The organism is Paenibacillus sp. PSB04, from assembly GCF_025809195.1.
GTDB lineage: Bacteria > Bacillota > Bacilli > Paenibacillales > Paenibacillaceae > Paenibacillus_AQ > Paenibacillus_AQ favisporus.
In genome coordinates this window covers 3,154,415-3,166,066 of the sequence record NZ_CP081301.1, presented here as the reverse complement: position 1 = coordinate 3,166,066, position 11,652 = coordinate 3,154,415, and the positions used below count along the sequence as shown (strand labels likewise).

The following is an 11,652-nucleotide window of genomic DNA, read 5'->3' as shown; positions in this document are numbered from 1 at the left end:
TCACTCTCCTTAACTTAAAACTGACTTCACGGTATCAATCCATACCGAAGCTTCCTGGAATTCCGCTCTGCGGAAGGCGACCAGGGACAAAATAAACATCAATGCTACCAAGACGAACAGCGTCATGCACACATACGAGGATACCCGCTGTGCGCGCGGCCCGACCGTGATTCCCCATGCGACCAGGAACGACCAGAGTCCGTTCGCAAAGTGGAAGGACGCGGATACGACGCCGATCAGATAGAGGACGAAGAATACCGGCTGTGTCACGATATCATGCATTAGGGAGCCTAGCCCTTCGTGAGTCACGTTGCCGAGAGTGATCTGGAACCGGGTTTCGAATACGTGCCAGATGATGTATACGAACGTAATAACGCCGGTAATCCGCTGCAATAGATAGCGCCAGTTGCGCTCATAATTGAAGCGTCCAGTGTTCGGTTTCGCCTGATACGCGATATACAGCCCGTATACGCCGTGATAGATCAGCGGAAGATAAATCAGCACCCACTCCAGGACGAAAATAAGCGGAAGGTCATTCAGCAATTTAACGCCGGCGTTGAATCGCTCAGGCCCTCCCTCAAATGCGCCAAAATTCGTCAGGGCATGCTCGATGAAAAACAAGGCGAGCGGAATGACCCCAAGAAGCGAATGAAGCTTTCTGGCATAGTAACCTTTCATAAATTGACGTGCCCCTTTCTTCATAGTACAACGTTTTCATAATTCATTATTCGACATCATTCTGCCACCCTTTTTCTAACCTGTGAACAACTTGTGGCACTTTTCATGTTACTCTTTTTTTTCTTATAATGGAATTGCAATATAATTATTAAACGTTATAATGTAAATGCATAAGACCTACGTTTAGCTTGTAGTTTTTCTTGCGATATAAGGAAGCTCATTCTCTGAAGCATATTCGTTCTTATATCTAAACAAAATCAATTGTCGATGTAACTTCACAGAAGAACAGACCGCACCTATAACCATCTTACCCCAAGCAGCCGCAGTCCAAAAGTTTCATGGAGATGAATGACATGTTTGAAGATCTGGATGTATTCGCCACGGTGGTGGAGCAGTCGAGCCTGAACAAGGCTTCGAAGCTGCTGAATTTGTCCCAGCCCGCCCTCTCGCGTAAAATTACCAAGCTGGAGGACGAGCTCGGCGTGCAGCTGTTCAACCGCCGCGGCAAGCGCCTTGAGCTGACGGCCTTCGGCCAGTCGGCCTATACCTTTGCTCTAGAGCAGCGGCAGCAGCAGCAGAAGTTCATGCAGATGATCGCCAAGTACAAAGGGGACGATCAAATTTCGGTGACGCTCGGGGCCAGCCTGACCACGCTTCAGACGACGCTGCCGCCTTTGGTGAACGCGTTTATGGAGAAGCACCCTTCTGCTGAGCTGAAGCTGGTCACCGGGAAAACGCATGAAATCGTGTCGGCCGTCCGCGACAAGAAGCTGGACGCAGGCATCGTCGCCTCTTCAATCGAAGAGCCCGGCCTGCGATGCACGCCGCTGTTCGACGACCACCTGGAGCTGGTGCTTCCCCGCAATCACAGGCTGTGCGGCCAGGATAATGTGAGCATGGACATGCTACACGGCCTGCCGATGATTATTTTCTCAACCGGAACGTGGTACCGGAAATTGACCGACGAATTGTTCCACCGGGCCGGCGTCGTGCCGGACATTCGGATGGAAATGGATTCATTTGAAGCGATCGTCCGGCTTCTGCCCGCCTGCAGGGCGGCGGCACTGCTGCCCAAGTCGTATTTGCGCAGTCAGCTGCTGGACGACAACGACCTGGCGATTCTTCATATTCCCGATCTGCAGGAAACACGGCGCACCACCTCGCTTGTCTACTCCGAAAACGGAGGGCTGAGCGCCGGGGCACGCCGCTGGATCGAAGAAACGAAAAAGATTTTCGGCCGCACCCGGGATGAATGACGCGGTGCCGGCAAATGACGAGCCGTCAAGACGGGATTCCCCGCTCCTGACGGCTCGTATCATGTTACAGGCTATTTCTGCCCCATGGGCTTGGAAGCCGCCGGCTCCGCCTTAACCTCAAGGCCCAGCTTGCGGGCGACAAGTCCCGTGGTGCTGGCCTGCAGCAGAATCGTCAGCATGATCGCCATGAACGTCACGGCCGAGATAACATCAGCGTGGGCTACGCCCATGCCGGCGATCATGCCCGAAAGGGCGGCGGGAATGACCCCGGTCTCCCGGACCCACATCATGAACAGCAGCTCGCGCCAGGACCATTTGACCTTGCGGTCGGGCAGGGCGCAGAGCAGAATCGTGATGGGCCGGGCGATGACCATCAGCACCAGGACCGCCGCCAGGCTTGGCCAGAAGTAATCGCCAAGCACCCGGAAGTTGACCTGGCTGCCGAGCAGGATGAAAATCAGCATCCGCATCATGACGCTCGTATTGTCCGCAAACGATGCGGTCTCCTCCAGCTTATCGTCCATTGACAGCCCGAACGTATCCGCGTTCCCCCAGATCAGCCCGGCCACGAAGGTCGCCATAAATCCGCTGACATGAATCAGGTCCCCTATTAAATAAGAAGAAAGTGCGACGACGATCATCGTGATCGTCGTGTAGTCCTTCAGGACGCCAAGCCGGAAATGGGCGACGAGATACGTAAGAATCATAGATACGACGGCGCCGACGAGAATGCCGCCAACGGCGGTTTTCACGAAGTCCCAGCCCATCGTCCCGATATGTAAGGAACCGCTGCCCGTCACCGCGGCCAGCAGCGCAAAGGTCAGAATCGAGCCGGTCGCATCGTTGAAGGCAGACTCGCTCTCCACCGTCTCCCGGACCCTTTCCTTGATCTTTACCTGCTTGAACACAGGAATGATCGAAGCGGGGTCAGTCGAGGCAATGACGGCGGCGGCCAGGAAGGCTACGAGCCAGTCCAGCCCGAACAGGTAATGCACGGCAGCTCCGACGATCAAGGTCGTGACGATAACGCCGGGAACGCTCAGCATAGAAAGTGTGATCCATACCTTCCGCAGCCCGCTCAGCTTCAGGTTACGGCCGCCGTCAAACAGAATAAGCGCCGACCCAACGGTGAGGATCAGCTGGTTGATGAGGGAGCTGCTTGTTTCGTTGATCAGATGCAGCCCCTGCCCAAGCAGCATGCCTGCCACGATAAACACAGCAACGTCCGGAAGCCTGAGCCAGGAGGCCAGTCTTCCGGACAGCATGCCGACGGCAATGATAAACAGCAGCAGTATTAAAATGTGATGAATAATTTCGGTCGTCGGGGATTCCATGTCTGTCTCACTTCCGGATTTATGACTTGACGTTCACCGCTTCGCTCTCGAAGCGGTCGATATTGCTGTTGGAGCCAATGATGACCATGATGTCGCCCGCATGCAGCTGGTCCATCGCCGTCGGCGCGACGATGACTCCCTCGGTACGATGGAGCGCAACAATGCTGCATCCGTACCGGGCTCTCGTATTGACTTCGCTCAGCGTCTTCCCGTTCAGGCATTGCGGTACGGTCATCTCCACGATGCTGTAATCTTTGGACAGCTCAATGTAATCCAGCAAATTCGGCGTCACGAGCTGGTGCGCCACCCGGATGCCCATGTCCCGCTCCGGAAAGATTACCCGGTCCACGCCCAGCTTGGACAAGGCTTTGCCGTGCAGCATGGAGATGGCCTTCGCCACTACGGTCTGAACGCCGAGTTCCTTCAGCAGGATTGCGGCCAGGATGCTCATCTGGATATCGTCCCCTATCGCCACGATTCCGCAGTCAAAATTGCGGATTCCCAGCGATTTGAGAACCTCCTCATCGGTTGCATCCGCCACCACGGCGTGGGTCAGATGCTCGCTCATATCATTGACCACTTCTTCATTGATGTCTACCCCAAGCACCTCATAACCCAGATCCATAAGCTCCATGGCCAAGCTTGAGCCGAACCTCCCTAAACCGATCACGACAAACTGCTGTGTTTTCATTTCTTTCCAGATGCTCCTTATCCTTTAATGTTGGTTCTATATATGGTTCTTATAACAATATTGAAACTTTGAATCACCCAAATTCCTTACCCGATAATGATCTTACCTTCGGGATGACGGTACAGCTCCTTGCCCTTCTTCGGACCAAGCGCGTAGGCGAAGGTCAGCGGCCCAAGACGGCCGGCAAACATCGTCAGGCAGATCAGGATTTTCCCGATCAAGGACAAATGCGGCGTCAGCCCGAGCGATAATCCTACGGTGCCGAAAGCCGAAGTCGTCTCGTACAGGATCATCAAAAAGCTGCTGTCTTCTGTTGTGGACAGAATCATCGATACGCCGACCACCAGAAACAAGGCCAGAAAGGTAATGGTCAACGCTTTGAAAATCCGCTCCTGCGCCAAACGGTACCGGTACAGGACGATATCGTCGCGGCCGCGGATCATCGCGATCACCGCACCGACGAGGATGGTGAACGTCGTGGTCTTGATCCCGCCCCCGGTAGAGCCCGGCGACGCGCCGATAAACATCAGAATGATCGTGAAAAATTGCGATGCCTGGCGCATATCTGCCAAGTTCAGCGTATTCGCCCCTGCCGTCCGCGGCGTGACCGACTGGAACAGCGAGGCGAGAATTTTGCCACCCCAATTCAGCGAACCGAGCGTCTTGGGATTCGTGAATTCAAAGATAAAGATGACGACTGCTCCGACCACAATCAGGGCACCGGTCATGGACAGCACCACTTTGCTGTGGAGCGACAGTTTCCGGTGTACCTGGTAATCCACCAGATCGGACATGACGATAAAGCCGATGCCGCCGGATACGATCAGAAACATCACGACAAAATTGACGAGCGGATCGTATACAAATCCCGTCAAGCTGTTAAAATGGCCGAACAGGTCAAATCCCGCATTATTGAACATGGACACGCCATGAAATATTCCAAAATAGATCGCTTTTCCAAGAGGCATATCGAACGACCACCGGATGGCAAGCAGCAGTGCTCCGCAGCCTTCGATCGTCAACGAAAAAAATATGACTTTCCGGATCAGACGGACGATGCCTTCCATCGTATTCTGATTCATCGCTTCCTGCAGCAGGAGCCGGTCCCGGAGTGAAATCCGGCGCTTGAAAGCCAGGGCAACCAGGGTAGCCATCGTCATAAAGCCGAGTCCCCCGACTTGAATCAGCAGCATAATGACTACTTGGCCGAACGTGCTGAAGTACAGCCCCGTGTCTTTGACAACCAAACCGGTCACGCAGGTCGCCGAGGTTGCCGTAAACAAGGCATCAATAAAACTCAGCGGTTTTCCCGTCGTGTTCGAAATCGGCAAGGTGAGCAGTATGGCTCCGATCAAAATAATGGCCGCAAAACCCAGAGTTAATATTTGCGGAGGGGCCAGCCGGAACCACTTCCATTTCCCAATCAATACATTCACCTCTTTAAAAAAGTCAAAAGAAAAAAAGCATCGGAAATCCAATGCCTTTCGGTTTGGCTCCTGCATGCACGACGCCTACGAGGTTAGCTGACGGATTCGGGCATGCACAGGTTGCCCTATTCGCGGACTAAAACATCCAACGAAATTCACCCCAAAAAATTGGTTCCCCCGTTTTCACTTGGAAATTCGGCGTTCTTATTCATTTGCATCAAAATTATAATCTTTATTGTAGGACTTCACAAAGGCCTTTTTCTGATGAATTGGATGGAAAACAGCCTGATTCGCAATGCAGGTGGACACGGTCTGCGGTTATCTTCTCTTTTCGATGGCTTTCCTTGATTTTCATCGTTTTTTCACCACTATTTTCAGGGTATACTGGTTTTGGGCGAATCTTCTATGTTATGTTTACCGTACTGTATTGGGGGGAATGGTATCTTTATCACATTCAAGGGGGGATTTCATGGACCGGTTAAACCAGCCGCTGGAAATCAGGGCCAATTATAAATGGCTGGGCATTTTGGGGGTCATCGGCCTTATTTTATTCTTTTTTGTACAAGTGTTTCCGCAGACGAGCTCGGAGACGCTAGAGGGGCAAACGACCAAGGTCATCAGCAAATCGGAGGCGGAAGCAGCCGCCAAAGCGTTTGCCTCGGACCGGTTGACTATTCAAACAGGCATTGCAGATAAGCCGCTCGTCACGTACCAGTCGGAATCGGACCTTTACGGTTATTTATCCAGAGAGAAGCTTCTTAACGAATATAACAAGAAATACGAATCGAAGTATCCTTATGACGTGTTCCGGGTGCGGCTGCCCGAGTCGAGCGATCAGGGATATGTCAATGTAGACGTACATATGAACACGGGCAAGGTCGTCGGGTTTTCCATCACGCCTCCGTACTCCAAGTATGCTGCCGCGATGGCTGAATCGAACGAAACCATGCGCAAGCAGAAACTGAGAATTGTGGAAGGCAACATGACGCTGGAGGATAAAGAGGAAATCGCCTCGTCCTGGCTGCAGAAGCTGGGCTATAACACCGGCTCCCTGAAAGTATCGAGCGGCAAGGATGAGCCCGGATTGATCTATACCGACTCCTCCTCGCACATCGGGGAATCGCAGTTGGAATTCAAGTTTGCCTTTGAGGATGGGGAGCTTCACTCCTTCCTCCCTGGATTTTCGGTCCCATCCGCTCATACGGCTTATGTAGAGAAGCAGACCAAAAGCGCCACGATGCTGACCATGCTGGGATACGGACTGTTTACGATCGTGCTCGGCATTCTCGCCATCATTTACAGTGCACTGACGCGGCGGTACACCTCCTTTGCACGCGGGCTGTTTTTGTCCTTGTTTTATTTTGTTGTCTCATTGCTGACGACTTATAACATGCTGCCAGTGCTGGAAGCGGAAGGCTTCTCCCAGTTCGGGATCATCGCGGCCATGGTCGTTCAGGTGATCCTGAGCATAGCCATGACGGTGCTCCTGTATTTCTCCCTGGTCGGCGGGGACGGACTATGGCGCAAAGCCGGTTACAACGCCTGGGCCCGCGCCAAAGAGCCTGGATATGGGCGTTACGTGCTCCACAGCATGTTCACCGGGTATTTGTGGGCGTTTATCCTGATGGGGGCGCAGTCGGTGATCTATCTCGTCCTGGACCGGACGATCCACAGCTGGTCCACGACGGACGCCTCGCAGTCCCCGTATAACATGCTGTATCCGTGGATGCTGCCGATCATGGCCTGGATGGCCGGCATCTCCGAGGAAGCCGTGTACCGCCTGTTCGGCATACCGATGCTGAAGAAAATCGTAAGGAACACATTTGTCGCCTGCGTCATTCCGACGCTGATTTGGGCCTTCGGCCATACGCTGTACCCGATCTACCCGATATACACCCGGCCGATTGAGCTCCTGTTCATCGGTCTCCTGTTCAGCTTGATCTTCCTGCGTCACGGCTACATCGCGGTCATGTTCGCCCACGTCGTGTTCGACAGTATCCTGATGAGCTTCAGCTTGTTCAGCATGGGGGATCTGACGAACATTTTGGCGGGCGTGGTCACCTGCGTCATGCCGTTTATCGTCGCCTGGGTCATTTACCTGTTTTACGGCAAAAAGAAGGAGAAGCCGTATGCTACGACTCCTCCTCCTGAAGGGCTGCTATAATTTGTCCGGCGAGCTTGTCGCCGATCGAGAGAGGCCGGAAGTCTTCAATCCGGGCCTCTTTTATTTTTTTGAGCGAGCCAAAATGCTTCAGCAGCAGCTTACGCCGCTTCTCGCCGATGCCCGGGATGGCGTCGAGCTTGGATGCCACCATCGACTTGCCGCGCTGCTCGCGGTGGAAGGTGATGGCGAACCGGTGCACCTCATCCTGGATGCGCTGGAGCAGGTAGAACTCCTGGCTGTCGCGCGGCAGCGAAATCGGCTCGGGCGGATCGCCCACCATCAGCTGCGCGGTCCGGTGCTTGACGTCCTTGACCAGACCGCACACCGGGATAAACAGGCCCAGCTCGTTCTGCAGCACGTCGATCGCGGCGGAAATTTGGCCTTTGCCGCCGTCCACGACAATCAGGTCAGGCAGCTCCAAATTTTCCTTGAGCACGCGCTCGTAGCGCCTGCGGACGACCTCCCGCATCGTATCGTAATCGTCCGGTCCCTGAACCGAACGGATTTTGTACTTCCGGTATTCCTTTTTGTCGGGCTTGCCGTCGATAAACACGACCATCGCCGATACCGGATTCGTTCCCTGGATGTTGGAGTTGTCGAACGCCTCGATCCGGTGCAGCGACTCAATGCCGATATACTGGCCGAGGTTCGCGGCGGCCTTGGACGTCCGCTCCTCATCTCGTTCGATCAGGCGGAACTTCTCGTCCAGTGAGACCTTGGCATTCTCTTCCGCCATGGCCACAAGCTGGCGCTTCGTTCCCCGCTGGGGCACCAGCACCTTGATGCCGAGCCATTCCTGCAGGGATGCAGCACCGCCGCCGGCATCGATCGATTCCGCGGCATCCTCTGACCGGCTGCTGTCTTCCGCCTCTTCCCCTTTTGGCATGTCAGGCAGCAAAATTTCTTTCGGCAGCGCCGGATTGTCGCTGTAATACTGCGTCACGAAGGACATAAAATCGCTGTACGCCTCGCCATAAAACGGAAAAACAGACGCGTGGCGCTGGATCATTTTCCCTTGGCGCATATACAGAATCTGCACGCACATCCAGCCTTTATCCACGGCAAAGCCCAATACGTCGCGGTCTTTCGTGTCCGTCGTCGTAATTTTCTGCTTCTCCATGATCGCTTCAATGTTCAGAATCTGGTCGCGCAGTTCCTTCGCCCGTTCAAAATACAGCTCCTCCGCCGCCTCCTGCATCTTGCGCTGGAGCTCCTTCTTAATCTCCTCGTGCCCACCGCTCAGAAATGAAGTAATTTCCTGGGTAATACGGTCATATTCCTCCTGAGGAACTTCCTTCTCGCACGGTGCCAGGCATTGGCCCATATGGTAGTACAGGCATACCTCCTTCGGCATGACCCCGCATTTGCGAAGCGGGTACATCCGGTCCAGCAGCTTTTTCGTCTGCTGGGCAGCGTAAGCATTCGGATAAGGGCCAAAATATTTGGCCTTGTCCTTGAGCACGCGGCGGGTCACCTCAAGGCGGGGATGCGGCTCATTGGTAATTTTAATATAAGGAAACGTCTTATCGTCCTTCAGCAGGACGTTATATCGCGGCTGATGCGTTTTGATCAGATTACATTCAAGAATGAGTGCTTCAATGTTGCTTCCGGTCACGATATATTCAAAATCCCGGATATCCGCCACCAGGCGCTGCGTCTTGCCGTCATGGCTGCCGGTAAAATAGGAGCGGACCCGGTTCTTCAGCACCTTGGCTTTACCTACATAAATAATCTTGCCATCGGCATTCTTCATCAAATAACAACCGGGCAGATCGGGCAGCAAAGCCAGCTTGTTGCGGATCTTCTCCAGTGCTTTTTCCTGTTCCTGTAATTGCTTTGCAAAATCGTCCATGCCGTATCGGCTCACCTCCCGGTACTTATATTATAGGAGAAAACGGCTGAATACAGCAATATAACCCGGCAAAAGTCGGGGTTTCGTCAAGATAGCCTATTCGGTTACCTTCGGGTCATTCCAGCGCTGCATGTAAATATACAAAAAATCCCGACAACCTATTTTCGGCCATCTGCCAGGGATCCCGTACCTACATACGAATAAAGCGCCCCCGGAATCATCCGGAGGCGCCTGTCATCGGCCATGCACCAATTATTGGTGTTTAGCGATGATGTTTTTCAGGTTTTCTTTGGAGTTCAGGCCGACCACTTTATCAACCGGTTGACCGTCCTTGAAGAAAATCAAAGTCGGGATGCTCATCACGCCGAAACGGGACGCCGTTTCCGGGTTGTCATCCACGTTCAGTTTGGCAATTTTCACGGAGTCTCCGAGCTCGTTAGCCAGGTCTTCCAGAATCGGAGCGATCATTTTGCAAGGACCGCACCATGGTGCCCAAAAATCTACCAGAACCGTACCTTGACCTTCAATTTCAGCGTTAAAGGATTGGTCGGATACATTCACAATTGCCATAATAGGTTTCCTCCTTATAAGAAAAAAATTCGGTGTATTCTGCTTCACAGAAGACAGACCATGTTTAGCGGCTGTACGCAGGAGACGAAAAAACGGCCATGCGGCTTGGTATCCCCCGTAATCGCAAGAGCGCAAATGGACGTCTAAACTGATATGTCTTTGTGGACAGTTTAAGTATAACACATTCCGTCAAGAAATGTGAAACCCTTAATTACAGATTAAACGAAATTCGGGCCCCCTAACCGCTCAGCCACCCTTTCCTGCCCCTATAAGTATTCACCATATATTCTTTACAAATTCTTTGAAGTTTGGGTATACTAATGTTAACTCGGGTTTCTCTGTTCATGAGAAGGCTCATTGACATCAGGCTGAAACCATGATGAGGAGGCATTTGTTCAAATGGATGCAAACGTGCACGCTAACGATCCGCGGAAACACGTGAACGAAGAGCCGCGCAATGATTTAATGGATCTGATGAATGGCTTTGGCGGAATGGCGCTGTTTATGACCGTTCTGTTTGCAGTCATGGTGATCATTAAATTTGTTATTTCCGGCTAATTAGCCCCATAGGGCTTACAAGAAAACCTGGCTTCGCCTGTCTTTTGGACAGGTTGGCCAGGTTTTTTTGGCTTATAAACAGTGAATTTGGTAATGATGCAAAATGCCGCTTGGCCCAGGTCCTGTTGAAATGGCCCTTATCACTGTCTACGGCGCTGATTCTCCCCGTGCAAATGCACGACATCGACGAACGGCGCGATTCGGTCCATCAGCCGCTGACCCTTATGCCCTTCTTCGCCATCTTTGTTCGTGAAGCTCAGATGCCTTTCCAGGCCGTCCAGAGCATAATTCGACGTATAGAAGGTCGGCTTGCGGTTCATCCGGTAATTCAGGATGGAGCCCAACACGTGGTCGCGTACCCAGGGACTCAAATTTTCGGCGCCGATATCGTCAAAAATGAGCAGATCGCACGCCTTCATCAGCTCCACGGTCTCCTTCAGCTTCACGTTATCGCTAAGCATCCCCTTCAGATCCTCCACAAAATCAGGCATGTATACGATAACCCCGGTATGACCGGTAATCGCCAGCTCATGGAGGAGATAGCTCATCAGAAACGTTTTGCCGGTCCCGAACGATCCGTACAGATACAGTCCTTTGTTCGGCAGACCGTTCTCGCGTACTTCCCGGATATACCGGAATACCTGGTTCACCGCCGGAGCCCGGTTCCGGTCCTTGCCCATAATCTCAACCTCGTTATATCCTTCGCTTAATGCGCGCTCGTCCACGTAAAAGCTGCGGATCCGCTTCTTGATCAGGTCCTCTTGCTGCTTGGCCGTCTGCAGGGTGCAGGGAACCTTGCGTTCTACCAGCTCCGTAATCCCGTTGACGACCTCCACCTCCAGCTTGCTGTAATGACCCTGAAAATCGTTCGGGCACCGCTCGAGCCCCGGGCAGCGGTCACAGTGCCGCCGGTCGGTTGCAAACTGGTACAGCCGGGTCACGTTCATCCGCAGCAGCGATTCTTCCAGCTCCGGATGCTCCTGCCGCAGCTCCCGTACCGCCGGATCCCTCAGCAGTTCGTCCGCGATCTCCTGCGACCGCTGTATAAAGGAAGGCCCTCTCATCTGCTTCAGCAGCTGCCCCAAAGAATCCATGCCGGTTGTCCTCCTCTCTCTTCAGGCG

At 53.2% G+C, this 11,652-nt stretch carries 10 protein-coding genes and 1 riboswitch; of the genes, 3 read left to right on the top strand and 7 right to left on the bottom strand.

Annotated features, from left to right (window positions below):
* Positions 1-9: 9 nt before the first annotated feature.
* Complete coding sequence (locus K2F33_RS14575) at positions 10-678, bottom strand: succinate dehydrogenase cytochrome b558 subunit (RefSeq protein ID WP_076174065.1); 669 nt, start codon at positions 676-678, stop codon at positions 10-12.
* Positions 679-1,031: 353 nt separating this feature from the next.
* Here K2F33_RS14575 and K2F33_RS14570 point away from each other — a divergent pair, with 353 nt between their 5' ends.
* Positions 1,032-1,934, top strand: a complete 903-nt coding sequence (locus tag K2F33_RS14570) for a LysR family transcriptional regulator (RefSeq protein ID WP_089548454.1) — start codon at positions 1,032-1,034, stop codon at positions 1,932-1,934.
* Between the two features lie 71 nt (positions 1,935-2,005).
* On the opposite strand, the gene K2F33_RS14565 is transcribed toward K2F33_RS14570, so the two are convergent.
* The 3 genes from K2F33_RS14565 to K2F33_RS14555 form a co-directional block, all read right to left on the bottom strand.
* A complete protein-coding gene (locus tag K2F33_RS14565; protein ID WP_263882083.1) occupies positions 2,006-3,268 on the bottom strand; it encodes a cation:proton antiporter in 1,263 nt (420 codons plus the stop codon).
* Positions 3,269-3,287: 19 nt separating this feature from the next.
* Positions 3,288-3,959, bottom strand: a complete 672-nt coding sequence (locus tag K2F33_RS14560) for a potassium channel family protein (RefSeq protein WP_076174058.1) — start codon at positions 3,957-3,959, stop codon at positions 3,288-3,290.
* Between the two features lie 86 nt (positions 3,960-4,045).
* Entirely contained in the window at positions 4,046-5,386 is a 1,341-nt protein-coding gene (locus K2F33_RS14555; protein ID WP_263882082.1) for a TrkH family potassium uptake protein, read from the bottom strand.
* Between the two features lie 67 nt (positions 5,387-5,453).
* Positions 5,454-5,597, bottom strand: a riboswitch (cyclic di-AMP (ydaO/yuaA leader).
* A gap of 258 nt (positions 5,598-5,855) precedes the next feature.
* Here K2F33_RS14555 and K2F33_RS14550 point away from each other — a divergent pair.
* Complete coding sequence (locus K2F33_RS14550; RefSeq protein WP_263882081.1) at positions 5,856-7,550, top strand: CPBP family intramembrane glutamic endopeptidase; 1,695 nt, start codon at positions 5,856-5,858, stop codon at positions 7,548-7,550.
* Here K2F33_RS14550 and uvrC read toward each other — a convergent pair.
* Positions 7,519-9,402 carry an excinuclease ABC subunit UvrC gene (gene uvrC / locus K2F33_RS14545; RefSeq protein ID WP_263882080.1) on the bottom strand — a complete coding sequence of 628 codons (1,884 nt, stop codon included), beginning with the start codon at positions 9,400-9,402 and terminating at the stop codon, positions 7,519-7,521. The two genes, K2F33_RS14550 and uvrC, sit on opposite strands and share 32 nt — an antisense overlap.
* A gap of 252 nt (positions 9,403-9,654) precedes the next feature.
* Complete coding sequence (gene trxA, locus K2F33_RS14540) at positions 9,655-9,972, bottom strand: thioredoxin (protein WP_076174051.1); 318 nt, start codon at positions 9,970-9,972, stop codon at positions 9,655-9,657.
* Between the two features lie 399 nt (positions 9,973-10,371).
* On the opposite strand from trxA, the gene K2F33_RS14535 reads away from it, so the two are divergent.
* The gene (locus K2F33_RS14535) at positions 10,372-10,530 is read left to right on the top strand and encodes a YqzM family protein (protein WP_089548459.1); all 159 of its coding nucleotides are present in this window, start codon (positions 10,372-10,374) and stop codon (positions 10,528-10,530) included.
* Between the two features lie 140 nt (positions 10,531-10,670).
* Here K2F33_RS14535 and dnaI read toward each other — a convergent pair whose 3' ends face one another.
* Complete coding sequence (gene dnaI, locus K2F33_RS14530; protein WP_263882079.1) at positions 10,671-11,624, bottom strand: primosomal protein DnaI; 954 nt, start codon at positions 11,622-11,624, stop codon at positions 10,671-10,673.
* Between the last annotated feature and the right edge of the window lie 28 nt (positions 11,625-11,652).

Excerpts from the sequence above, each read along its gene's own strand:
- K2F33_RS14575 (WP_076174065.1), bottom strand. The coding sequence starts at position 678 with ATGAAAGGTTACTATGCCAGAAAGCTTCATTCGCTTCTTGGGGTCATT.
- trxA (WP_076174051.1), bottom strand. The coding sequence starts at position 9,972 with ATGGCAATTGTGAATGTATCCGACCAATCCTTTAACGCTGAAATTGAA.
- K2F33_RS14560 (WP_076174058.1), bottom strand. The coding sequence starts at position 3,959 with ATGAAAACACAGCAGTTTGTCGTGATCGGTTTAGGGAGGTTCGGCTCA.
- K2F33_RS14550 (WP_263882081.1), top strand. The coding sequence starts at position 5,856 with ATGGACCGGTTAAACCAGCCGCTGGAAATCAGGGCCAATTATAAATGG.
- K2F33_RS14570 (WP_089548454.1), top strand. The coding sequence starts at position 1,032 with ATGTTTGAAGATCTGGATGTATTCGCCACGGTGGTGGAGCAGTCGAGC.
- K2F33_RS14565 (WP_263882083.1), bottom strand. The coding sequence starts at position 3,268 with ATGGAATCCCCGACGACCGAAATTATTCATCACATTTTAATACTGCTG.
- K2F33_RS14535 (WP_089548459.1), top strand. The coding sequence starts at position 10,372 with ATGGATGCAAACGTGCACGCTAACGATCCGCGGAAACACGTGAACGAA.
- uvrC (WP_263882080.1), bottom strand. The coding sequence starts at position 9,402 with ATGGACGATTTTGCAAAGCAATTACAGGAACAGGAAAAAGCACTGGAG.
- dnaI (WP_263882079.1), bottom strand. The coding sequence starts at position 11,624 with ATGGATTCTTTGGGGCAGCTGCTGAAGCAGATGAGAGGGCCTTCCTTT.